The 23,160-nt window shown below is 48.9% G+C and carries 21 protein-coding genes and 1 tRNA gene; 19 read left to right on the plus strand and 3 right to left on the minus strand.

From position 1 onward, the window contains the following. Positions 1-152 precede the first annotated feature (152 nt). The 14 genes from ribH to EQU24_RS05260 all read left to right on the plus strand — a co-directional run bounded on the left by ribH (position 153) and on the right by EQU24_RS05260 (position 14,122). A complete protein-coding gene (ribH, locus tag EQU24_RS05190; RefSeq protein ID WP_014149346.1) occupies positions 153-629 on the plus strand; it encodes a 6,7-dimethyl-8-ribityllumazine synthase in 477 nt (158 codons plus the stop codon). After that, positions 629-1,081: a transcription antitermination factor NusB gene (gene nusB / locus EQU24_RS05195; protein ID WP_017840510.1), complete on the plus strand. Its 453-nt coding sequence runs from the start codon at positions 629-631 to the stop codon at positions 1,079-1,081. Before ribH ends, nusB begins: the two co-directional genes overlap by 1 nt. After that, complete coding sequence (gene thiL, locus EQU24_RS05200) at positions 1,068-2,009, plus strand: thiamine-phosphate kinase (protein WP_017840509.1); 942 nt, start codon at positions 1,068-1,070, stop codon at positions 2,007-2,009. The genes nusB and thiL overlap by 14 nt, the downstream gene beginning before the upstream one ends. Then, on the plus strand, positions 1,990-2,502 hold the full coding sequence (locus tag EQU24_RS05205) for a phosphatidylglycerophosphatase A family protein (RefSeq protein ID WP_017840508.1): 513 nt from the start codon (positions 1,990-1,992) through the stop codon (positions 2,500-2,502). The genes thiL and EQU24_RS05205 overlap by 20 nt, the downstream gene beginning before the upstream one ends. Positions 2,503-2,976: 474 nt before the next feature. After that, a complete protein-coding gene (locus tag EQU24_RS05210) occupies positions 2,977-3,627 on the plus strand; it encodes a HEAT repeat domain-containing protein (RefSeq protein ID WP_017840507.1) in 651 nt (216 codons plus the stop codon). A gap of 876 nt (positions 3,628-4,503) precedes the next feature. After that, positions 4,504-4,580: transfer RNA gene (locus tag EQU24_RS05220), tRNA-Met, on the plus strand. 127 nt (positions 4,581-4,707) lie between these two features. Then, positions 4,708-5,193: a ribosome maturation factor RimP gene (gene rimP / locus EQU24_RS05225; RefSeq protein ID WP_017840504.1), complete on the plus strand. Its 486-nt coding sequence runs from the start codon at positions 4,708-4,710 to the stop codon at positions 5,191-5,193. After that, on the plus strand, positions 5,183-6,703 hold the full coding sequence (nusA, locus tag EQU24_RS05230) for a transcription termination factor NusA (RefSeq protein WP_017840503.1): 1,521 nt from the start codon (positions 5,183-5,185) through the stop codon (positions 6,701-6,703). The genes rimP and nusA overlap by 11 nt, the downstream gene beginning before the upstream one ends. A 10-nt stretch (positions 6,704-6,713) precedes the next feature. Next, positions 6,714-9,317, plus strand: a complete 2,604-nt coding sequence (gene infB / locus EQU24_RS05235) for a translation initiation factor IF-2 (RefSeq protein ID WP_017840502.1) — start codon at positions 6,714-6,716, stop codon at positions 9,315-9,317. Between the two features lie 4 nt (positions 9,318-9,321). Next, on the plus strand, positions 9,322-9,684 hold the full coding sequence (rbfA, locus tag EQU24_RS05240; protein ID WP_017840501.1) for a 30S ribosome-binding factor RbfA: 363 nt from the start codon (positions 9,322-9,324) through the stop codon (positions 9,682-9,684). A gap of 5 nt (positions 9,685-9,689) precedes the next feature. After that, positions 9,690-10,595, plus strand: coding sequence for a tRNA pseudouridine(55) synthase TruB (truB, locus tag EQU24_RS05245; protein WP_017840500.1), 906 nt, complete (start codon positions 9,690-9,692; stop codon positions 10,593-10,595). A gap of 121 nt (positions 10,596-10,716) precedes the next feature. After that, entirely contained in the window at positions 10,717-10,986 is a 270-nt protein-coding gene (gene rpsO / locus EQU24_RS05250; protein WP_014147431.1) for a 30S ribosomal protein S15, read from the plus strand. 108 nt (positions 10,987-11,094) lie between these two features. Further along, positions 11,095-13,179 carry a polyribonucleotide nucleotidyltransferase gene (gene pnp / locus EQU24_RS05255; protein WP_017840499.1) on the plus strand — a complete coding sequence of 695 codons (2,085 nt, stop codon included), beginning with the start codon at positions 11,095-11,097 and terminating at the stop codon, positions 13,177-13,179. Positions 13,180-13,813: 634 nt separating this feature from the next. Beyond that, positions 13,814-14,122, plus strand: coding sequence for a c-type cytochrome (locus EQU24_RS05260; RefSeq protein WP_017840498.1), 309 nt, complete (start codon positions 13,814-13,816; stop codon positions 14,120-14,122). 896 nt (positions 14,123-15,018) lie between these two features. Here EQU24_RS05260 and EQU24_RS22275 read toward each other — a convergent pair. Then, entirely contained in the window at positions 15,019-15,186 is a 168-nt protein-coding gene (locus tag EQU24_RS22275) for a hypothetical protein (protein ID WP_017840497.1), read from the minus strand. Here EQU24_RS22275 and EQU24_RS05270 point away from each other — a divergent pair. The 5 genes from EQU24_RS05270 to EQU24_RS05290 all read left to right on the plus strand — a co-directional run bounded on the left by EQU24_RS05270 (position 15,185) and on the right by EQU24_RS05290 (position 20,240). Further along, on the plus strand, positions 15,185-15,487 hold the full coding sequence (locus EQU24_RS05270; protein WP_017840496.1) for a DMT family protein: 303 nt from the start codon (positions 15,185-15,187) through the stop codon (positions 15,485-15,487). The genes EQU24_RS22275 and EQU24_RS05270 overlap by 2 nt on opposite strands. Before the next feature lie 99 nt (positions 15,488-15,586). Further along, entirely contained in the window at positions 15,587-17,074 is a 1,488-nt protein-coding gene (locus EQU24_RS05275) for a RimK family protein (protein WP_017840495.1), read from the plus strand. Between the two features lie 143 nt (positions 17,075-17,217). Next, entirely contained in the window at positions 17,218-18,306 is a 1,089-nt protein-coding gene (locus EQU24_RS05280; protein WP_017840494.1) for a M14 family metallopeptidase, read from the plus strand. Then, positions 18,299-19,432: a ribosomal protein S18-alanine N-acetyltransferase gene (gene rimI, locus EQU24_RS05285; protein WP_017840493.1), complete on the plus strand. Its 1,134-nt coding sequence runs from the start codon at positions 18,299-18,301 to the stop codon at positions 19,430-19,432. The genes EQU24_RS05280 and rimI overlap by 8 nt, the downstream gene beginning before the upstream one ends. Before the next feature lie 13 nt (positions 19,433-19,445). After that, a complete protein-coding gene (locus tag EQU24_RS05290; RefSeq protein WP_017840492.1) occupies positions 19,446-20,240 on the plus strand; it encodes an RMD1 family protein in 795 nt (264 codons plus the stop codon). Between the two features lie 390 nt (positions 20,241-20,630). Here EQU24_RS05290 and EQU24_RS05295 read toward each other — a convergent pair whose 3' ends face one another. Together EQU24_RS05295 and EQU24_RS05300 are read right to left on the minus strand one after the other, a co-directional pair. After that, complete coding sequence (locus tag EQU24_RS05295) at positions 20,631-21,221, minus strand: hypothetical protein (RefSeq protein WP_017840491.1); 591 nt, start codon at positions 21,219-21,221, stop codon at positions 20,631-20,633. A 27-nt stretch (positions 21,222-21,248) separates the two neighbouring features. After that, positions 21,249-23,090, minus strand: a complete 1,842-nt coding sequence (locus EQU24_RS05300) for a TonB-dependent receptor domain-containing protein (RefSeq protein WP_017840490.1) — start codon at positions 23,088-23,090, stop codon at positions 21,249-21,251. Positions 23,091-23,160 lie beyond the last annotated feature (70 nt).

Raw genomic sequence — 23,160 nt, forward strand, 5'->3', positions numbered from 1 at the left:
CCGCCGGTCCATGGCGGAATGACGGGATTTTTATCATTCCCACGCATGCCGTTAAAACGGCGATTACGGATCTCACGGTAATGTGTGAGAAGTCAACGGAAACGGTCTTGACACGATCGTTTCTATCGAAAAACATGAGATAGAGAGTTTAGATGTCGGCTATTAAAACCTATGAAGGCCATTTGTCAGTAAAGGGCGGTAAATTTTGCATCGTTGCATCCCGCTTTAACAGTTTTATCGTCGAGCAGTTGGAAGCCGGCGCGATCGATGCATTGGTCCGTCACGGCGCCAATCGAGACGATATTTGTCTGGTCAAGGCGCCGGGCGCATTCGAACTGCCGATGGTTGTGCAACGCATTGCTGCCGGTAAACAATACGATGCGATTATTGCCTTGGGCGCGGTGATCCGCGGTGGCACGCCGCATTTCGAATATGTTGCGGGCGAGTGTGTCAAAGGCTTGGCGTCGGTTTCGCTGCAATACGATGTGCCGGTTAGTTTCGGCGTGTTGACGGTCGATACGATCGAACAAGCGATCGAGCGTGCAGGGACTAAGGCCGGCAATAAAGGCGCGGAAGCGGCGATGTCGGCACTGGAAATGGTTAATTTATTCCAGCAGTTGGAAGCCTAATGAGCCAAGCGCGTACCAATGCGAGAAAAGCCGCCGTACAAGCGTTGTATCAGTGGCAAATGACCGGTCAAAACCTCAGTGCGATCGAAATGCAGTTTTTGGAAGAAGAACGCTTGAAAGATGCTCAAAAAAGCTATTTCAATGAATTGTTTCACGGCATTCCGAAAAGCCTCGATGTTATCGACGAAGCGTTGACGCAATTCGTCGATCGTCCGGTCGAGGCGATCGATCCGGTCGAGCGGGCGATTTTGAGAATCGGCGTGTATGAACTGATGAATCGGCTCGACATGCCTTATCGGGTCGTACTTAACGAGAGTATTAATCTAGCCAAATGCTTCGGTGCCGATGGCAGTCATCGTTATGTTAACGGCATACTCGATAAGGTAGCTCAGCAAAAGCGAGCCGTGGAAATTCAAGCGAAGAACCGAAAAGCTTCGGATGCCAACGGCTGAATTCGATCTGATCGAGCGTTTTTTCGCCGGAAAAAAATCGTTGAATGCGGTAACCGAATTGGGCATCGGCGACGATTGCGCATTGCTAAACGTGCCGGCCGGCTATCGACTATCGGTAACCGCCGATACGATGGTCGAGAATGTGCATTTTTTAGCCGGTACCGATCCATACGATTTAGGTTATAAATTGCTGGCGGTCAATTTGAGCGATTTGGCATCGATGGGTGCCGAGCCGATAGCCGTGACCTTGGCATTGACATTGCCTGATGTCGATGAATCTTGGCTCGAACGATTCGCCGAAGGTTTTTTCGAATTGGCCGCTCATTACCGCATCGACCTAGTCGGCGGCGATACCACGGCCGGTCCATTGACGCTTACGGTGCAGGCCATGGGTATAGTTCCGGCGGGTCAAGCTTTGCTCCGCTCGGGGGCGCGTCCCGGCGATGGCATCTATATGACCGGTAAACTCGGCGATGCCGGGTTAGGTTTAAAAATTGCCCAAGGACATTTTAGTTGTTCGCAGCAGCAAGGCGCACTCGAGCGCTTTAACCGGCCGAGACCGCGTGTCGAGGAAGGGCTGGAATTGCGCAATATCGCACGAAGTTGTATCGATGTGTCCGACGGTTTGGCGCAAGATTTAGGGCATATTTTGAAACAAAGCGGCGTCGGCGCTTGTCTCGATTGGGAGAAATTGCCGCTGTCGGATTCGGTTAAGGCTTATATCGAGACAACCGGTGATTGGACCATGCCTCTGCGTGCCGGAGACGATTATGAATTATGTTTTACCGTGCCGGCTGATAAAGCGGCATCATTGACAGGAAACTTTACGCGTATCGGCGTTATCGAGGATGGTCCGGGGCTTAGAATTCATCGTTTCGGCACGACGGAATTGTTGAGGGTACAAGGTTTTGAGCATTTTTCTCACTGATAAGATTGGTAAGAATGAATTAACGGCTAAGTCAATATTGACAGATCCGGTGTTGTTTTTGGCTTTCGGTTTCGGTTCGGGGTTGTTTAAAAAAGCGCCCGGAACGATGGGAACGGTGGCCGCCATCCCGGTTTGTTGGTTGTTTGTGCTTGCCGGCAATTATTTTTATTACGCTTTGACTTTGGCGGTCGTGGTTGCGGGTGTCGGAATTTGCGGAATGGCCGCGAAGAAATTAGGCGAGCATGATTTCGGCGGTATCGTTTGGGACGAAGTTGCGGGCTTATTGGTTACGATGTGTTGGGTGCCGTTTAGTTGGCCGGCATTGCTTGTCGGTTTCGTATTATTCCGGTTATTCGATATCGTCAAGCCCTGGCCGATTATCTGGGTCGATCGCAAGGTAAGCGGCGGTTTCGGTATCATGCTCGACGATATTTTGGCCGGTGTTATGTCCGGTGGAATTCTTCTGATTATTGCGGACATGGGGTGGTTGTAAGGGCGAGTCGCGATGAATTTTCATCAAGCTGAATAAAATACACCTTTCGCAATTCAAATTTCGGCAGTGCTTTAGGAAAACTGTCAGAGTGCTGTAATGAAAGTGCGCCATCATGTGTTGGACTCGATAGAATAGGTGTTGGCGCCAGGGGTACTCAGACGTCGCCGTTACCGCGTCTTGTCTAGCGAGTAATTGCCCGCTAACCCACCCGAGTCTTTCGTTATCCGGGGTGACTATAGCATCTTAATGATTGTAAGGTGCTGGGTTTGCGGTGTCTTTTACCTCCCCTCCCCCTGGTCATGAGTATCTTCATGAAAGATAACATACCAATGGATTATGTATTGATTGCAAAAATGTATTTCTCTTTATTTCAACTGGTTATAAGGGTTGTGAGGATGGTCTTGCCCGTTCTTGCATCGAATTTTGATCTACGATAGCTATACTTTTGACGTGTTTAAATGGAGATATTAGGGAATGAATAAGATAAATGAAATAGCTTTGAGTATTATTGCCATGCTAATGTCGTTTTTGTTAGTTGCTTGCCAGCAGGATGCTACCGAAACCGAAAGCCTGTCCTCTTCTGAGTCTTTGAAAGCAGAGCGGCGGCAAAACGAAGGTAGTGCGCCCATTGGCTCGGAAGATTTTTCGGATGCTTCAAACGGAAAATCTGTTTCCGAAAGATCTGATTTAAGCGATGCATTTAGGAAAATACCACGGCCCGAAGCGATTGATTTCAGTGATGAAGAAATCTTAGTCGAAGCAAGAATCAATATTGCCAGCAATGATCGTGAGTTGCGCTTGCAGGCAGTAGCGGACTTGGATCTCAATGATGCGAATGATTTGGCTTTGTTGGAGAATGTGTTGTTAAGTGATCCGAGTTCGGAGGTCAGAGAGGAGGTTGTTATGCATCTTGCGGATGGCGCTCCTGACAAGACGGCGCCTTTGTTGATGAAAGCGCTTAATGATTCCAACTCGGATGTTGTTATATCCGCGCTGGATTGGTTAAGCACGATGGATGTCAGTGATAAACCGTCTTTGATTGCAGCTTTCAAACAAATTGCCGCAACGCATCCCGATCAAGAGGTTAGAGAAGCGGCGGAAGGCGCTCTTGATATGATGGATTAAGTGAAAAAATCCTTCGCTGAATGTTAGCTTTATCGTTGTTTGCGGTTTTTGCTAGCCATATTTTGGAGTTACTCCCTTTTGATTGAAAAAACGTCTAAGAATAAAAGGCATGGGATGTGTCTATCGGGGATCGCTACCGACATCCTCGCTAGCCAGACTCCATGCCTTCATAAAGTTAGTCATTTTTTGAGTATAAAGGGAGTATATCGGGTAAGGTATACCCGTCGTAGATCAAAATTCGGCGCCTGGGTGTCCGCCAAAGGACGCCGTGAATACGTCCATGTAGGCAAGGTCTTTGTCGGACACCCAGGCACCTACTCTAGCACTCACTGCCATTAAGTTAAGCCGTTCGTGGTGAGCCTGTCGAACCATGGACGACTTAACTTATCGACCCAGGATTTTTCCATTCACCCTTCGACAGGCTCAGGGCGAACGGAAAAATCCTTAACTTAATGGCAGTGACTCTAGCACTGCCGAAATTTGAAGTGCGAAAGGTAGCAATTCCCAGTTTGAGCAGTTTCGCCGATTTTAGGGTGTGGGGTATGCCTGTCGAGGAACGCCGTAAACCCATCCATGGGGGCTTGGCGGCAGCTCGAACGCCAAGGATGGCGTGTAGTAGGGCAATGCAGGAGCAATTGCCGAGGAGCAAAAATCTGCAAGCGCCAAGGATGGCGTGAATGCAGATTTTGCAGGAGCAAAAATCTGCCCTGCTGCCGACATCCTCGCCAAGCATACCCCACACCCTTTTTGATCTCCAAATTGGGAATTGCTGTGCGAAAGGTATAGTTGTTAATTTTTGTGACGATTTAAAATCTCTTTAATTCCAATAAATAACTTGCCAAATCCAAAAATGTGTTTATAATGGCTCAAATCAATCGCGGGGTGGAGCAGCTTGGTAGCTCGTCGGGCTCATAACCCGAAGGTCGTAGGTTCAAATCCTGCCCCCGCTACCAGATTAAAAAAGGCCCCTTTTGGGGCTTTTTGTTTTTTGGGCGTTTGGATCGTTGGTTGTTTAACGAATATAGATTTTAAGGAAGAGCCATTGGCTCTTTTTTTATGTGCGTAAATAAGTGAGGAAAAATGAAGCAGGCACCTGAGCATTTGGTTAATTTGATTCAGCCGATTGTTGAAGGCTTGGGTTATGAGTGCGTTGGGATTGAATACAATCCGCATCCTCGTAATGGCTTATTGCGAATTTATATCGATAGCGAGCAAGGAATTTTAGTTGAAGATTGCTCGAAAGTCAGTCATCAAGTCAGCGGAATGCTCGATGTCGAGGATCCCATACAAGGTAATTATCAACTGGAAATATCGTCTCCGGGAGACGATCGTCCGCTATTTTCTATCCAACAATTCGAGCGCTTCATTGGGCACATGGTCTCGGTTAACTTATTCAAACCGATTGAAAAGCGCCGCAAAATTTCAGGTGTGATTCAGACGGTCGACGATGACACCGTGTTTCTCCAGGAAGGCGATCGGGTTTACGAGATTCCATTTCAAGCGATGAGTAAGGCGCGGCTGGTGCCTGAGTATTTAATTAATAAAGGAGTGCACAGTGGCAAATAAAGAAATTTTATTGGTAGTGGATGTTTTTTCGAATGAAAAAGACATCGATAAGGAAATCGTTTTCCAGGCAGTCGAGTCTGCGCTTGAAGCGGCAACGATAAAACGCTATGGTAACCAAATAAAAGCGCGTGTTTCGATCAATAGAAAAACCGGCGATTATACGACGTTTCGTAGATGGGAAGTCGTCGAGCCGGATGATGATTTCGAAAACGGTCTCGAGTTTCCCGATTCCCAGATTCTGTTGGACGATGCGCGGCAAAAAAATCCCGACATCAATGTTGGAGACTTTTTCGAGGAAGAAGTCGAGTCGGTCGAATTCGGACGAATTGCCGCTCAAACCGCCAAGCAAGTGATGATTCACAAGGTTCGTGAAGCCGAGCGCCGTAAAATAGTCGAAGCCTATACCGATAGAGTCGGCGAATTAATTACCGGCATCGTTAAGCGTATTGAGAAAGGCAGCGTTTATTTGGACCTTGGCGGCCATGTCGAAGCCTACATCGCCAAAGAAGATATGATCCCGCGCGAGTCGTTTAGAATCGGTGACCGGGTTAGAGGTTATCTTAAAGCGGTTCGCTCGGAACCGCGCGGGCCGCAATTATTTGTGACTCGCGCAGCACCTGAACTGTTGGTTGCATTGTTCCGTTTGGAAGTTCCCGAAGTCGGCGAGGGTATGATCGAGATCAAGGGCGCGGCTCGAGATCCGGGGGCAAGAGCCAAAATAGCAGTCAAGGCAAACGATCCGAGACTCGATCCGGTTGGTGCTTGCGTCGGAATGAGAGGCTCGCGTGTTCAAGCGGTATCGAACGAGCTTGCCGGCGAGCGCGTCGACATCATTTTATGGCATGAAAGCGAAGCTCAATTTGTTATCAATGCAATGGCGCCTGCCGAAATCGAATCTATCGTAATCGATGAAGATAAGCACAGCATGGACTTGGCGGTCAGCTCTGATAATTTGTCTCAGGCGATAGGCCGCGGCGGTCAAAATGTTCGCTTGGCGACCGAATTGACAGGGTGGGAGCTGAATGTAATGGATGCATCGAAAGCGCAAGAAACTAGCGGGGCTCAAGCCAATAAAACCAAGCAGTTGTTTATCGATCAATTGGGTGTCGACGAAGAAATCGCCACGATTTTGGTTGAAGTCGGATTCGATTCGATTGAAGAGATTGCATATGTTCCGGTAAATGAAATGCTGGAAATTGAAGAGTTTGATAAAGAACTGGTCGACGAATTAAAAGGTCGGGCAAAAGACGCGTTGTTAATTAGCGCAATTGCATCGGAAGAAAAAATCGAGACGGCGGAGCCTACGCAAGAATTGCTTGAAATGGAAGGCATGGATGAGGCCTTGGCTTACGAGTTGGCAAGCCAAGGCATCTTGACGTTGGATGATCTCGCGGATCAGGCGGTCGATGATTTACTGGATGTAACCGGTGTAGATGAAGAAAGAGCGGCAAAATTAATCATGAAGGCGCGTGAGCGATGGTTTGTCGAGGACCAGGACGAATTAGGATAGGGGGCAAAATATGAGTGATAAAACAGTACGGCAGTTAGCGGAGGTAGTGGGTATACCTCTAGAGCGATTATTAGAGCAACTGAAAGAAGCCGGATTATCCGCGCATGCCCCTGATGACGTAATTAATGAAGACGAAAAAGTCAAATTGCTGGCTCATTTGCGTAAGCGGCACGGTAAACCGACAGGAGAGGCGGACGCCGCGCCGAAACGGGTTACGTTGAAACGTAGGACGGTCAGCGAGCTTAAGCAAAGCAGCGCTCCGGGTAGTTCGGCAAAAACGATCAGCATCGAAGTTCGAAAAAAGAAAACCTACGTAAAACGCACTGAAGTCGCGACCGTTGCCGATGAGCCGAAAGAGTCCGAAGAAATTATAAAAACAGAGGAAGCGACTCCGGCTCAACCGATGCCGGTAAGCGCCGAGCACCCGCCGATTAGCGCTGTAGCGGAAGAAAAGGCAGTCCGAATCGAAGAAGAATTATTCGAGCGGGAAGAGCCGGTCGTCGAAGCCGTTTCTTCGGCGGTTACTGTGGGTGATATGGCCGTAGCGGATTCCGAAGTTATCGATGAAGCAGCGTTAACCGAAACTCAAGCCACTGAGCTTCGCAAGGAAAACGAGCGAAAAGCTCGGCTTTCAGAAAGCGAAAGAAAAAAAGAGGAAGAGAAAAAACGTCGCCTAGAAGCTGCGGTAGAAAAAAATGCCGAAAAAGTTCGGCAATTAGCGGCAGCCAGAATAGAAAGTCAAAAGAAAAAAAGACAAGGACAAACAGCCGGGAAAGGCAAGAAAAAAGGCAAACAAAAGGACAAGAACGGTGCTCAGACCGATTTGAAGCATCAATTCGAGAAACCGGTTGCTCCGGTTATCAAGGAAGTCGCTATTCCTGAACATATTATCGTTTCCGATTTGGCGCAAAAAATGAGTGTCAAAGCCGCCGAAGTTATCAAGCAATTGATGAAAATGGGCATGATGGCAACGATTAACCAGAGTATCGATCAGGAAACCGCAGTGCTGTTGGTCGAGGAAATGGGCCATAAAGCCATCATGCAAAGCGATGACGATTTGGAAGCCGAAATTTTGGCGGCTCTGAAGGAAGAGAGCAGTCAGGAAATGTCTCGCGCACCGATCGTTACCATCATGGGGCATGTCGATCACGGTAAAACTTCCTTGCTGGACTACATTCGTGAAACTCGCGTTGCGGCAGGTGAAGCGGGTGGTATTACCCAGCATATCGGTGCTTATCAGGTTATTACCGATCACGGTTCGGTGACCTTTTTAGATACGCCGGGACATGCTGCGTTTACCGCGATGCGTGCTAGAGGCGCCGAATTGACCGATGTAGTCATTGTAGTGGTCGCGGCGGATGACGGTGTGATGCCGCAGACTAAGGAAGCTGTCGAGCATGCGCGCGCGGCCAATGTGCCGATCATCGTCGCGATCAATAAAATCGATAAGCCGCAAGCCAATCCGGAAAAGGTTATGCAGGAAATGTCCACGATTAATGTGGTACCCGAGGAATGGGGCGGAGATGTGCAGTTCATCAAGGTATCGGCAAAAACCGGCGAAGGTATCGACGATTTGATCGAAGCGTTGATCTTGCAAGCCGAAATACTGGAGTTAACGGCTCCGGTGGAAGGGTCGGCTTCGGGTATCGTTATCGAATCCAGGCTTGATAAAGGTCGTGGAGCGGTTGCAACGATTCTGGTGCAGCGAGGCATGCTGGAAAAAGGGCAATTCGTTTTGTGCGGTCATGAATACGGCCGTGTCAGGGCAATGTTTAATGAAAACGGGAAAACCGTCAAGGATGCAGGTCCAAGTACGCCGGTTGAGATTCTCGGTCTTTCGGGTACCCCGAATGCCGGCGACGAATTTTTGGTCGTGCAAAACGAGCGTGCGGCTCGGGAATTGGCCGAGCATCGTGAAGATAAGAGCAAAATCAGCCGCATGGCCGCGCAGCAAGCCGCTAAATTGGATCAAGTGTTCTCAAAAATGGCGACTGGCGAAACGGCCAGTTTGAACTTGGTGATTAAAACCGATGTTCAAGGTAGTTTGGAAGCCTTACGCGAATCCTTGATTAAGCTGTCCTCGGACGAAGTCGAGGTTAAGGTTGTTTATGGCGGCGTCGGCGGCATCAACGAAGGCGATGTCAATTTGGCGCTGGCTTCCGGGGCGATTTTGATCGGCTTTAACGTTCGTGCGGACACCGCCGCGCGTAAATTGATCGAAGAAAAAGATGTCGACTTGCATTACTACAGTGTGATTTATCAAGCGATCGATGAGGTAAAAAGCTCGATAAGCGGCATGCTGGCGCCCGAGATCAAAGAGACTATCGTCGGCTTGGCCGAAGTTCGGGATGTGTTCCGTTCGCCGAAATTCGGTGCGGTGGCAGGATGTATGGTCGTCGAAGGCTTTGTCAAACGTAACCTGCCGATTCGCGTATTGCGTGAAAACGTCGTTATTTACGAGGGGCAACTGGAATCGTTGCGCCGCTTTAAGGATGACGTTGCCGAAGTCAAAATGGGCATGGAGTGCGGTATCGGCGTTAAAAACTACAACGATGTCAGAGTCGGAGACCATATCGAGGTTTTCGAACGCATTGAAGTGAAACGGGAGTTATAGCGCCATGGCCAGAGAGTTTAGCCGTAGCGCACGGGTTTCATCCCAAATCCAAAAGGAGCTTGCGCTTATTCTACAGCGAGAGCTTGACGGGAAGCGGGTAGGATTCGTTACGGTTAATGAAGTCGTTATTAGCAAGGACTTGGCCGTTGCCAAAATCTATGTCACGGTGCTTAATGCCGACGATCAGGGGAAAAAAGACAGTATTAAGTATCTGAACGGTGCGACGCCTTTTATTAGAAGCGAATTGTGCAAACGTATGCGTTTGCGCAATATACCGGAATTACGCTTTTATTATGACGATAGCTTTGAAACCGGTATGCGCGTAGCAGAGTTGTTAAGCGATCCGAAGGATAACAAAGAGGATTGATCGGAATGGCAAAGCGTAAAAACGGGCGCGATATTCATGGAATATTGCTGCTCGATAAGCGCCTCGGTGTTTCGTCGAACAGAGCCTTGCAGGAAGTCAAGCACTTGTTCAATGCGAACAAGGCCGGGCATACAGGCAGTCTCGATCCTTTAGCATCGGGATTATTGCCGATATGTTTCGGCGAAGCGACCAAGGTTTCCGGCTTCATGCTCGATGACGATAAGCGTTACCAAGTCGTCGTTCGTTTGGGCGTGGTTACCGATACCGGCGATGCGGAAGGGCAGGTGCTAAAAACACGCCCGGTTCCGCCTCTGTCTGAGGATGAAATTCTGGCTTGTCTGAAAAGGTTCACAGGCGATATCGAACAAGTGCCGCCGATGTATTCGGCGCTTAAGCTTAACGGCAAAAAGCTTTATGAATTGGCCAGGCAGGGCAAGTCCGTCGAACGCAAGGCTCGTCCGATTACGATATACAAAATTAAGTTGTTGGATCGTCAAGAGGCGCTTCTGACCTTGGATGTTTGGTGTTCGAAAGGCACTTATATCAGAACCCTGGCGGAAGATATCGGCGAGCAACTCGGTTGCGGCGGGACGGTTATCGAGCTTCGCAGGCTGGCATCCGGCCGCTTTGTCATCGACGAGGCCAAATCGATCGAGCAATTGCAGGCAATGAGCGAAAGCGAATTGATGAATTGCTTGATTCCGGTCGATAAGCCGATCGACTCGATACCGGCTGTCGATTTGTCCGAAGAACAGGCAAATGCTATTAAGCAAGGGCAAAGTTTGACGCTTAAAAATTCGTTGGAGGGGCCCGTGCGAATGTACACGGGGCGGCAATTTTTAGGTTTGGGCGAAATGTTTTTGGATGGTAAACTAGCGCCGAAAAAATTATTCAATATGAGTCCATCATAATTTACTGATTTCCGAATAGTTTTGTTTCTGCACCCTATTGCGGAAACACATTATCCTGGCACCGAACTCGGTGCTTTGTATTTTTTATAAACAATATTAATCTTATAGGGGTTAAATAGAAATGCCATTTACCGCGGAACAAAAAAAAGCAGTCGTTGAAGAATATCGTTTGAACGAAACCGATACCGGATCTCCGGAAGTGCAAGTCGCATTACTGACAGCGCACATTCTTCACTTGACGCCGCATTTTGCCGAACATAAAAAAGATAATCATTCTCGTCGCGGTTTACTGCGGATGGTTAATCAGCGCCGCAAGTTGTTGGATTACTTGAAAAATAAAGACATAAACCGTTATCGCTCATTGATCGAGCGCTTAGGATTGCGTAAATAAGAATAAAAAAAGAACGGCCTGAAATTACTATTCTGTGCCGTTCTTTCATTTGTAAGGAAAGCAATAAACCGATTTTGATAACAACCCTTAACCTATAGGAACTGTATAGTGAATCCGATTCGGAAAGAATTTCAGTATGGCGATCAGCTCGTTACGCTGGAAACCGGTGAGATAGCTCGTCAGGCGGACGGCGCTGTAATGATCGACATGGAGGGGACCACCCTTCTAGTGACAGTCGTTGGAAAAAAAGAAGCAAACAGCGGCGGAGATTTTTTTCCATTGACTGTCAATTATCAGGAAAAATCTTTTGCCGCGGGTAAGATTCCCGGCGGTTTCTTTAAGCGAGAAGGCCGACCAAGCGAAAAAGAAACGTTAACCTCCCGTCTCATCGATCGTCCAATCCGCCCCTTATTTCCGGATGGCTTTACCAACGAAGTTCAAATCATAGCCACCGTTCTTTCACTGAATCCCGAAGTCGATCCCGAAATTCCTGCCTTGATCGGAGCTTCTGCAGCGTTATCGATTTCAGGGTTACCCTTCAACGGTCCTGTCGGCGCGGCGAGGGTGGGTTATAAAGCCGGACAGTATTTATTGAATCCGACGCCCTCTTCATTAGCTGAGTCGCAATTGGAATTAGTTGTTGCCGGTACCGAACATGCGGTACTCATGGTCGAATCCGAAGCGCAATGTTTGTCCGAGGAAGTGATGCTTGGTGCCGTATTGTTCGGTCATGAGCAAATGCAAACTGCTATCGTTGCAATTAAAGAACTTGCCGCTATGGTTAACAAGGCGCCGATGGCCTGGCAACCGGTGGCTGCTAACACCGAGCTGGAATCTTTGGTGGTAGCTGAAGTGGAAGCCGGAATTAAGGCGGCATATCAAGTCCCTGAAAAACTGGTCAGACAAGAGCAACTGAAAGAAATCAGAAATGCTGCAGTCGATAAGTTGATGGCTGATGAGCAATATAGCGAATCCGACATTCGCGGCATCATCGAAAATCTCGAAAAGAAAATCGTACGCGGTTCGATTCTTGAAGAAGGCAAGCGCATTGACGGCCGCGACCTGAAAACGGTCAGACCTATTTCAATTCGTACCGGCGTATTGCCGAGAACTCACGGTTCGGCGTTGTTTACCCGCGGCGAAACGCAGGCTCTGGTTGTCGCGACCTTGGGAACCGAACGCGACTCGCAGATCATCGATGCTTTGGAAGGCGAATACCGTGAAAGTTTCATGCTGCATTACAACTTCCCTCCTTATTGTGTCGGTGAAACCGGTTTTGTCGGTTCTCCGAAACGCCGAGAAATCGGCCACGGCCGCTTAGCTAAACGCGGCGTTCAAGCCGTATTGCCGAACATGGATGAATTCCCCTATGTCGTGCGCGTCGTTTCCGAAATTACCGAGTCGAACGGCTCAAGTTCGATGGCGTCGGTGTGCGGGAGTAGCTTGGCGCTGATGGACGCGGGCGTGCCGATCAAGTCGCCGGTCGCGGGTATCGCGATGGGTTTGATTAAGGAAGGCGATCAATTCGCAGTATTATCCGATATCATGGGCGATGAAGATCATTTGGGCGACATGGACTTCAAAGTCGCCGGTTCGGAAGACGGCGTTACCGCACTGCAGATGGATATCAAGATCGACGGTATTACCGCCGAGATCATGAAAACCGCACTCGAACAAGCCAAGCAAGGCCGCTTGCATATTTTGGGCGAAATGAATAAAGCGCTGTCCGAGACCCGCGGACAAATGTCCGATTATGCGCCGCGTATTATTTCGTTCAAAATCGATCCAAGTAAAATCCGCGAAGTCATCGGTAAAGGCGGTGCAACGATCCGTAGTATCACCGAACAAACCGGAGCCAGCATTGATTTGACCGATGACGGCGTCGTCAAAGTTGCTTCAGTCGATAAACAAGCTGGAGAAGAAGCACGTCGTTTAATCGAGGAAATTACCGCGGAAGTCGAAGTCGGAAAAACCTACGAAGGCAAGGTTGCTCGATTGATGGACTTCGGCGCATTCGTGACGATTCTGCCGGGCAAAGACGGTTTAGTGCATATTTCTCAGATTTCCGATGAGCATGTCGACAAGGTTAGCGATAAGCTTTCCGAAGGCGATGTCGTCAAAGTCAAAGTATTGGAAATCGATAGACAGGGTCGTGTCAGATTGAGCATGAAAGCTGTTGATATCGAAGAGTAGTTCGAAGAAGCACTGACGAATTGAAAAGGGCCCGAACGGGCCCTTTTTTGTTCCGGAAATTAATCCAAGAAAAACTATTTCACCATGAAGAGCATGAAGAAATTCGTACAGTACACTGTGCGTACCTAGCTTAACAGGATATTTGGCGAGCATTCCTTGGCGGGTTGGAGTTTACAACCCCGTACTAAAAGTTTCGACCGAGGCCAAAGCAAAGCGCCGTAGGGTGCGCATCGCACACCATTCCACGGTGGCTAACCGACAAGAAGCCTTGACTCAGGTGCACGATGCGCACCCTACACCTGGCGCTTAATAGCCTATGAACACCAACAATTTCAAAAATATTTCAGTTTAAAAAGCGGGACCACAGCAGTTAAGCTACCGAATTTAGGTTAATGGGTTGGTATTTAAAAGACGTCTTGCGTTATGCCGATCGATAAAACCGGTTTATTCAGGGCATTGCTATTTCCCTGAAAATGGCGTAAAAACTAAGCTCCATCGTTGATGGTAGCTAGGCAAGGGCAACTTTGTCCTTTTTATTGTCCGGATTAAAAAACTCAGTAGGGGTGTTAATAATAACTCTAGATTTCCGCTACTGATTCCTGACAAGAATAATTTTTATATTTAGGAGAGTCACATGAGTAAATTTTTAAAAATCGCTTTATTTTCAGCTCTGTCGTTAACTGCGGTAGGCGTTGCTCAGGCCAATGATGTTTTCAATAAGAATTGCGCCTCTTGTCATGCCGGCGGTAAAAACGTCATGAATCCGGATAAAACATTGACTTCGGAGAGTTTGGAAAAAAACGGAGTGAATTCTTTGGATGCAATCAAAAAACTGGTTTCTGAAGGCAAGGCTCCAATGCCGGGATTCGCATCGACTTTGAGTAAAGAGGAAATCGAAAGCGTTTCGGCGTATGTCCTGGAACAGGCTAAAAAAGGCTGGTAATTGTCCTGAAGGCCGGGGGGGCTTCCGTGCGTCCCGGCCTGTACCCATTGCACCCTTTCAAAATCGTTCAAAGAAACAGCTTCTGAGGGAGCGACGCCAACGTCGCCACCTATCGGGCCGACTGGTTAAATGATTCATATACTCAGGGAGTGCATCGCGTACCATTTCGCAATTCTTCTTGAGGGTTTCGTAACAAATAACTTCCCGATTTATATCATTGTTATACATAAATTGTAGGGTTCGCTCTGCGTCACTGCCATTAAGTTAAGCCGTCACAGAAATGAGTAATGCTTGCATTAAGGCCCTGCCGTGACTCAAAAGCTTGCCATCCATGGCACTGGATTCCGCCAGTCCATGACGGAATGACGGGTTTCATCTAACTTAATGGCAGTACCATGGTAGCCCCACGAATGCTAACACAGGCCCTTATGGTTTGTGATCTGGGTATATACCCTTTGCTCGTCAAATTTCGGCGTCGGGGTGCCCGTCAAAGGACGCCGTAAATACGTCCATGTAGGCTCTATGATAGCATCCATGCTATCAAAGCCTTTGCCGAACACCCTGGCACCTCCATAGGCTAATGTCGAAATTTGAAGTGCGAAAGGTATACGTCCATGTAGGCTCTATGACAGCATCCATGCTGCCAAAGCCTTTTTCAAAGGGGGAGGCCAATAATTACGCCTGAATTTCGGTAAATTGCTAACGGGGTCTGATACTTACGAATTGGGTGCTTAGCGGGATGAAGGTACGCGCAGCGTACCCTACAATTAATGTATAACGATAAACTTGCGAGGGATTTGAGCAAAGCGTGAGAACCATTTAGGGAGGCTATTTTTTACCGTATCCTGAGTTACCAAGCCTAAAAAGGGTATGCAATGCATACCCTGCGACTCACTTTAAGTTTTTACCTCAGGATTATTTTGTAAAAGCTGGATACGGTCATAAGTCGAATCTTGCGCAAATTTTCTTAATGCTATAGATTGCCGCCTTTGCGGACTTTCTTTATTTTGTATGAATCCGATTTTGATATCTATCGCTTTATTGGTTTGCAGTAACGTGTTCATGACATTTGCCTGGTACGCGCATTTGAAGGAGTTGAGCGGTAAGCCTTGGATTATCGCTGCAATGTTGAGTTGGTCTGTGGCCTTGTTTGAATATTTACTTCAGGTGCCGGCCAATCGGATCGGTTATCAGGCATTGAATATCGGACAACTTAAAATCATGCAGGAAATCATTACCTTGAGCGTGTTCGTGCCGTTTGCATTTTTTTATTTAAAGGAACCGCTGAAGCTCGACTACCTGTGGGCGGGTTTGTGTATTTTAGGTGCGGTGTTTTTTATGTTCAGAGAAAAGTTGTTCCCGTAATTAGGCGGAATTATAACTTTCGCACTTCAAATTTCGGCGCCGAATTTTGATCTACGTACAGTATTTCCAACCCGCTATTTCATTTCCCAGGCGGAGCCCATGCATTCTTTATATATAGTTGTCGATCGCCTGGAAGACTGGGCGCCTTATTACCCGAGTAGCGATCTCGTTACAGTCGAGGTTTATCTGTCATTGCCGGAAAGTAAAAAAGCCGGTAAAACACAGGTAATCAATCTATGCCGAGATTATGATTATCTCGGTACCGGTTATTATTGTTCGCTGCTGGCCGAAGCGCGCGGCCAACGGGTAATTCCGTCGATTCGCAGCATCAACGATTTGGCCAACCATCATTATTATCGTCTTTACGATAATAATCTCGATAAGTACTTGGGTAAACATCCGGCAGGTTGCGGGCAGCCCGATAAGGAATATTTTGGGATAAAAATTTTTTTCGGTAAGGTGTCTTATCCGCCGCTTGAAAAATTGGCCAGGCGTTTGTTTGAGCTTTATCCCAGTCCGATTTTAAATGTCGAATTCAAGCGGGGCGAACGTTGGGAAATCGTTGGGATTACGCCGGGAAATCTAGCCGAATTGAATGAAAACGAACAAAATCAATTTGCGGAAGCGATCGATGCCTACAGTCGTAAGATTTGGCGCAAACCCCGTTCACGCAAACGGTTTCGCTTCGAAATGGCGATTCTCTACAATCCGCAAGAGGAGTTTCCTCCGAGCGATACGAAAGCCCTGAAAAACTTCATCAAAGCAGGTAATGAGCTGGGTCTGGATGTCGATCTGATCGATAAAGACGATTTCGCGCGGCTTTTAGAGTACGATGCCTTGTTCATTCGTGAAACCACCGCGATCGATCATCATACCTACCGTTTTGCCAAACGGGCGGAGAGTGAAGGCTTGGTGGTCTTGGACGATCCCGATTCGATTCTGAAATGTGCGAATAAGGTATTTTTGGCCGATTTATTGAGTGCGCATGGTGTTCCGACGCCCAAAACTCAGTTGATCATACGCGACAAGCCGTTGGATTTTGACGAATTGGAACAGAGCTTCGGTTATCCTCTCGTGCTCAAGATTCCTCACGGTTCGTTTTCGCGCGGTGTGGTCAAGGCGCATGGTCGCGAAGAGTTGGAAAACCAATGCCGCGAGTTATTTAGAGAGTCCGCTATATTGTTGGTGCAGGAGTATGTGTTGACCGACTACGACTGGCGGATCGGTTTTTTGAACAACCGGCCGATTTATGCCTGTAAATATTTTATGGCGCGCGGGCATTGGCAGATCTACAACCATAGTAGCGATAAAGCCAAAGGTAAAAGCGGCGGCTTCGAAACGTTGGCTATTCACGATGTGCCGAAGGATGTCGTCAAAACCGCAGCGAAAGCGGTTAAGCTGATCGGTGACGGATTTTACGGTGTCGATATGAAACAAATCGCAGGCCGTAACGTGATTATCGAGATCAACGATAATCCGAGTATCGATAGCGGTGTCGAGGACGATTATTTGGGCGAGGATTTGTATCGCATCATCATGGAGGAGTTCGTGCGCCGATTGGAGCGCAAACATAGTGCTTATGCTTGAGACAGGAAATTTCAAGGCGGTTTAGGAAAAAGCATAAAATAACTTCCCTAATGATTTCTTCGTTCCGATTGAGAGCCCGGATGCCCTAACCGCAGCGTACCTTCGAGTTCCCTATTATTTTCAGCAAACCGGATGAGTACATTATGCCGAGCCATTACGACCTAGAAAGCTTTTCCACAGACTATTTCGATGCACGCGAAAAGTTTCTGTCCGCCTGTTCAAGTCAGCCCGGTCATCTGAGGCGGTTTCAACATTCATTGTTAGCCGACGACAATCAACCGTTGTCGACCGAGGTGTTTTGGCTCGGCGGCGAACAAGTCAGTAAGGTGTTGGTCATCATCAGCGCGACCCATGGTGTCGAAGGCTTTTGCGGTTCCGCGGCGCAAATCAATTGGCTCAGGCATGCACCGATGCCGACAGCCGATACCGCAGTGTTGTTCGTTCATGCCTTGAATCCATTCGGTTTTGCTCATTTGCGCCGCGTTAACGAAGATAATGTCGATTTGAATCGGAACTTCATCGATTTTTCCGATTGCCCGGTCAATCAGGGTTATCGAGAATTGTCCGATGTCTTACTGCCGGAGCATTGGACCGACGCAACCGAAAAAAACGTATTGCAAACAATTAACGAATACCGGCAGCGTTATGGTCAACGCAAGACCGAGGAAGCGATCAGCAGCGGTCAATACGAATATCCGCAAGGCTTGTTTTATGGAGGCGCTTCTTCCTCTTGGTCGAGACAAGTGATCGAAACCGTGATGCGGGAATTCGACTTGGCCAATCGGCAACGAGTCGCGGTTGTCGATATCCATTCGGGACTCGGTCCCTATGGTTATGGTGAAGTCATTTCGGATCATCCGCCAGGCTCTAAGGCTGCGACATTGGCGAAGTGTTGGTTTGGCGACAGCGTCACCGAGCCGGCGCTAGGAACATCGACTTCGGTGCCTAAGTTGGGGTTGCTCGATTACGCCTGGCATAAGGTTCTGGGCGATCACGGCTGTTATATCACGTTGGAATTCGGCACCTATTCGCTCGATGCGTTGTTTGCCGTGCTACGCAAAGAAAATTACCTTTGGCATAGAAATCCCGAAACAAGGCAGCTTAATCATTCGATGCGGCAACAAATTCGTGATTATTTTTATCCGCATAAGCGAGATTGGCAGGAAATGGTGCTGTTTCGTAGTGAGCAAGTATTAACGCAGGCGCTCGCAGGATTGGCGGATAATGACTGATTCTGCGATCGTCGAAGGAACACCTAACATCGTGTTTCGTTGTGCGGTCAAAAATGACGTCCGGCAATTGCTGGCGATTGAAAATGCTTGTTTTACGCAGGATAAATTAACCTCGCGCAATTTTCATTGGATGCTGGAAAGAGCCAATGCCGATATCATCCTTGCCGAAATCGAAGATAAAGCGGCGGGATATGCGTTGTTGTTGTACCGCAGAGGCGCATCGTTGGCACGACTTTATTCTTTCGCGGTGTTACCCGAATACCGCGGGCTCGGTATTGGCGTGGGCCTGCTCAATCACTCGGAAGCTCGCGCTCGAGAGCGCGACTGCGTGTATTTGAGGCTTGAAGTTCGTCCCGATAATCAACAAGCGATCGCTCTGTACCGAAAACAAGGATATCGGCAATTCGATACCAAAGAAGATTATTATGAAGATCACAGCGAGGCGCTGTGCTTCGAGAAACGAATTATCTATCCGCATCCGGAAACCCGTCTGACCGTGCCGTTTTATCGGCAAACGACCGATTTTAGCTGCGGTCCTTCGGGCTTGTTGATGGCGATGGCGGGACTGAATCCGGATATTGAATTGTCGCAGGCGCATGAACTGCAAATTTGGCGCGAATCGACGACGATTTTTATGACTTCCGGGCACGGCGGTTGCGGACCTCACGGTTTGGCGCTGGCGGCTTGGCGGCGAGGCTTTGCGGTCGATGTGTATCTGAGTCATCAAGATGTGTTGTTTATCGACAGCGTGCGCAATCCGGAAAAACGCGAAGTCATCAGTCTGGTGCAAGAAGATTTTCTGCGCCAGATCGAGCGAACCGACGTGCGCATGCATTTCGATAAAATCACGCTGGAAGCATTGACCGGGCATTTGGATGCCGGTCATATTCCGTTGATTTTGATCAGCACTTACCGGATCAATCGCAACAAAGCGCCGCATTGGGTGGTCGTGACCGCGCATGATCCGCACTTTATTTATTTGCACGATCCCGATGTCGATACCGAGCAGCATGCCAGCGAAGCGGATAACTTTTATGTGCCGGTGCCGAAAGCCGAATTTTTGGCGATGTCCCGCTTCGGGCGTAGCCAGCTTAGAGCCGTCGTGATCATCGCGCGGCGCGAATGACTAGGGGAAAGTTATGACCAGCGATCGTCCGATCAGACACTGCTTAACCGTTTGCCTTGCGCAATCTTTCGATTTTCCGGCATTGCGCGAGAAAATATTGATGTCGGGACGCGTCAAGTCGTTTAGAAATGCCTTGGTCGTCGACTATAAAAGCGGCTGCTCGATTGTATTTGCTTACGGCGTCGTCGTGCATTGGAATGTAAATCTGGATGAGCGGCGCAATCTTCATGATCTGCTTCTAGGTTTCGCAATCAAGCCCGATGCCGAGCCGCAGGAAGACAATTTTAGTTATGAAATAAACTGCGAGCAGCACCGGATACAAAGCGATCACATCGAGCTAATCAGCGCCGATCAAATGGTGCTCTTGGCTTTGTCGCATGCGATGGCGCAATCGATTAAATTGGCCGCATTCGAAAGCCATGCGATCAATACGATTCGCGAGACCAGTCATTTACCGGAATCCTTGGCGAGGGAAGGGAAGATTCAGCTCGGCAGAAAAGCCACCGCGATGATCCGGGGGCAGTTGTTTCTGACCAAGAGCGATATCATTTTGAATTACGATCTGCTCGATACGCCAGAGTTTTTTTGGGAACATCCGGAATATCAAGGAATTTATTCGATGGCAGCTAATTATCTCGAAATTCAGCCGCGCACCGAAGTATTGTCGAAAAAACTTGAGACGATACACGAATTATTGGAAATGCTGGCCGACGAACAAAAACATCAGCATTCGTCGTTTCTCGAATGGATCATTATTTATTTGATCGCGGTCGAGATCGTGATGTCTTTAGTCGACAGAGTTTTTTGATGCGCCGGCAAGAGGCTCTAACCGGCTGTCCGAATGACATATACTTCGCGGCAGTTGGTTCGCAAGCGCAGTAGGGTAGGTAGGAGCGAAGCGGAAAATGCAAACGGTAGGAAAATATTGCGGCCGTAATTTATAAACCCCGTCCGGCGAGAGGTCCGCGGTGGCGGGGTTGAAACGATGGGTTTTGGCTTCCGCCTCTACCCATCCTACGCAAGAGGGGGGCATGCGGAATGGACTGCGCAGTAGGATGGGTAGGAGCGAAGCGGAAACCCATCATGGGGATCCCGCAAGCCCTTAAAAGACTTCATGAACTTCATGGTTAAACTGCCGAATTTAGGATTATGTGGGAGCGATCCCCAGGCCGAAATTCGTCTAGCAAAGGGTATAGAGTCAAGCCCCTTTATGATCTTCACTGAAAACCGGCAAGGATTTCAGCAATGCAACTACGCCGAAAATCGCGGTCGCATAGATTAACGTCGATTTGATATAAGCCGGGTAGAAATTCGCCATTTTGCTCAGTTTTTCAGACCAGTCCAATGCATCGTGACGGCCCGACAACAAATAGAAGCTGAATTCGGAAATCAGAAACGCAAGTGTCGTTGCCGCGAGCAGGATTGCGAATTGTTTTAATAACACCGAAGGGTTCGACTCTTTGAATTGGGCGCACATTTTGCCGCCGAACCAGACTGCGGCATAAGTCGGAATCAAAAAGGCATAGGCCGGCGAAACGCAAAAACTGCTGACGCCGAAGAATTGAATCACGACAAAATCGATCAATGCCGCTTCGGCCAATAAAACGGCAAAAAACCGGTTGCCGCCGAACCAAAGCCCGGCCAGAAAAAATACCGCCAAAGAGGCGTCGGGGAGTTGAAAAGGCGTGCCGATATGGCTCGAGCGCGTTGCCGCCATCAACAGCATCAGTGCGATCGCGCCAGGCTGAATAGGTAGGTTTTGGACAGGTAAACGTTGTGCGATATTCATCGTCATTTCTCCGATAAGGTTAAGTTTTTAGATGTTGTAGCGAATCGAAACGAAAAAGTTGCGATCGGCCGTGTTGTAGGTATCGACCAATTGGTATTGTTTATCCAGCAGATTATTCAATTGAGCGCTAATGGTCCAGTTTTTATTGATGTGATAGGCCGAGCGTAAATCGACGGTCGCATAACCGCTGACTTTGGTCGTATTAGCGGCATCGTCGTAGCGATAGCCCTCGGCTAATAGGAAAGCACCGACGTCGACGGGACCGAACGATCTCGATAGATCGAATGATAACATTCTATCGGTGCGGCGTGGCAGACGATTATTCGTTTCCCGGTCGACCGGGCGGAGCAAATTCATGCCCAGTTTGGCGTTCCAACCGAAAATTTGCGTGCCGATTTCGGCTTCGATCCCGTTGATTTGAGCTTTACCGATGTTTTCGGCGGATAAGTTAAACGTTGCCGGATCAAAGACATAGACGATTAGGTTATCTAGGTCGGTATGATAAGCGCGAACCTCCCACTGTAGCCAGTCATGGTTGCCTGCGAGTCCGACCTCGACCGATTTCGACTCCTCGGCCATTAAGTTGGGGTTGCCGAAACCGGGCCAATAGAGTTGGTTGAAGGATGGGGCCTTGAAGCCGTTGCCGAAATTCGCGAATGTACTGATGCCGTAATCCCAATTGGAACGCCAGCCGATGCTGCCGGTGACGAAATCGCCGAAGGCTTCGTTTTCATCCCAACGAATCGAACCGTTGAGATGATGGTTATCGAAGAATCGTCCGTGCCATTCGCCGAACACGCCGACATCGTAACGCGATAGCTCGGTATAGTCGGTGGTGCTATCCGCTTCATCCAAACGGTAATCGGCCCCGAGTGTCAATTGATGATCGTCCGACAATTGGATCGCATTCAACCAACTGGCATTCCAGCGCGTGCTGTCGAAACGGCTGAAAAACGTGCCGTCCGGACTGAAATTGTCGGCGTCGTCTCGGCTTTGCCCTAACCGTAAGGTCGAGCGCCAATTGTCGATGACATCGATGGCGCCGCTCAGGCCGATGACCTGATTGACGAATTCCATTCTATTCGGCGTGCCGTCGAAGTCGTTGCGACCTTCCGAGCGCATGTAGGTGGCTTCCATCTCGGCATTGTTATCGAAGCGGTGGCCCAAGCGCGCATTGAGTCCGGTATTGTAGAAACCGTCTTTATCGGGCTCATCCACCCCGAAAAAACCGGTAGTCGGTTGCCGTGCGTCGAAGCCTTGCGAATTGAAATGCGACGCGCCGAGGGTATACCAACTATTTTGATAACGCCCGCTGATCGTGCCCGAAGCCTTCGCGGTATTAAACGAGCCGCCGCCGGCATCGATCGTGATCGTCGGTTTTTCTTTTTGTGCGCCTTTGCGGGTAAAAATTTGAATGACGCCGCCCAAGGCTTCGGCGCCCCAAAGACTGGATTGCGGACCGCGAATGATCTCGACGCGTTCGATTTGATCGATCGGCAGCAGTTCGAACGGCGAAGTACCGGAGGTGACAGAACCGAAGCGGATGCCGTCGACCAAGACCAAGACATGGCCGGAATTGGTGCCGCGTATGAAGACGCTGGAGTTTTTTCCGTATCCGCCTTGTTGTGTGATATCGAGTCCGGTCGAACCTCGGAGCAATTCCGGCAAGGTGTTGACCTGAAGGCGTTCGATGTCTTCCCGCGTATAGACGGTGCTGGCGGTTGCCAGATGTTCTTTGGGGCTGTCCGACCGAGTTGCCGTGATCAGCATTTCGGGTAAATGTAACGGTGTTTCGTCCGGGGCCGAGTCGGCCAAGGCCGGAAGATGGAAGCCGGTGAATAACAGTGGGCTTAAAAAGAATGTTCGCATGATGTCCTCTGCGCCGCCCGCGCATGAAAGGTTGTAGTATTACAACGCAAGGGCGCGCGGCGAAAAGGCA

Origin of the sequence: Methylotuvimicrobium buryatense (genome assembly GCF_005931095.1) — a bacterium.
In the GTDB taxonomy this organism is placed as follows: Bacteria; Pseudomonadota; Gammaproteobacteria; order Methylococcales; family Methylomonadaceae; genus Methylotuvimicrobium; species Methylotuvimicrobium buryatense.

Excerpts from the sequence above, each read along its gene's own strand:
- EQU24_RS05210 (WP_017840507.1), top strand. The coding sequence starts at position 2,977 with ATGAATAAGATAAATGAAATAGCTTTGAGTATTATTGCCATGCTAATG.
- rimP (WP_017840504.1), top strand. The coding sequence starts at position 4,708 with ATGAAGCAGGCACCTGAGCATTTGGTTAATTTGATTCAGCCGATTGTT.
- EQU24_RS05270 (WP_017840496.1), top strand. The coding sequence starts at position 15,185 with ATGACATTTGCCTGGTACGCGCATTTGAAGGAGTTGAGCGGTAAGCCT.
- ribH (WP_014149346.1), top strand. The coding sequence starts at position 153 with ATGTCGGCTATTAAAACCTATGAAGGCCATTTGTCAGTAAAGGGCGGT.
- truB (WP_017840500.1), top strand. The coding sequence starts at position 9,690 with ATGGCAAAGCGTAAAAACGGGCGCGATATTCATGGAATATTGCTGCTC.
- EQU24_RS05300 (WP_017840490.1), bottom strand. The coding sequence starts at position 23,090 with ATGCGAACATTCTTTTTAAGCCCACTGTTATTCACCGGCTTCCATCTT.
- infB (WP_017840502.1), top strand. The coding sequence starts at position 6,714 with ATGAGTGATAAAACAGTACGGCAGTTAGCGGAGGTAGTGGGTATACCT.
- rbfA (WP_017840501.1), top strand. The coding sequence starts at position 9,322 with ATGGCCAGAGAGTTTAGCCGTAGCGCACGGGTTTCATCCCAAATCCAA.
- EQU24_RS22275 (WP_017840497.1), bottom strand. The coding sequence starts at position 15,186 with ATGAACACGTTACTGCAAACCAATAAAGCGATAGATATCAAAATCGGA.
- EQU24_RS05290 (WP_017840492.1), top strand. The coding sequence starts at position 19,446 with ATGACCAGCGATCGTCCGATCAGACACTGCTTAACCGTTTGCCTTGCG.
- nusB (WP_017840510.1), top strand. The coding sequence starts at position 629 with ATGAGCCAAGCGCGTACCAATGCGAGAAAAGCCGCCGTACAAGCGTTG.
- EQU24_RS05260 (WP_017840498.1), top strand. The coding sequence starts at position 13,814 with ATGAGTAAATTTTTAAAAATCGCTTTATTTTCAGCTCTGTCGTTAACT.
- EQU24_RS05295 (WP_017840491.1), bottom strand. The coding sequence starts at position 21,221 with ATGAATATCGCACAACGTTTACCTGTCCAAAACCTACCTATTCAGCCT.
- thiL (WP_017840509.1), top strand. The coding sequence starts at position 1,068 with ATGCCAACGGCTGAATTCGATCTGATCGAGCGTTTTTTCGCCGGAAAA.
- rimI (WP_017840493.1), top strand. The coding sequence starts at position 18,299 with ATGACTGATTCTGCGATCGTCGAAGGAACACCTAACATCGTGTTTCGT.
- EQU24_RS05275 (WP_017840495.1), top strand. The coding sequence starts at position 15,587 with ATGCATTCTTTATATATAGTTGTCGATCGCCTGGAAGACTGGGCGCCT.
- rpsO (WP_014147431.1), top strand. The coding sequence starts at position 10,717 with ATGCCATTTACCGCGGAACAAAAAAAAGCAGTCGTTGAAGAATATCGT.
- EQU24_RS05280 (WP_017840494.1), top strand. The coding sequence starts at position 17,218 with ATGCCGAGCCATTACGACCTAGAAAGCTTTTCCACAGACTATTTCGAT.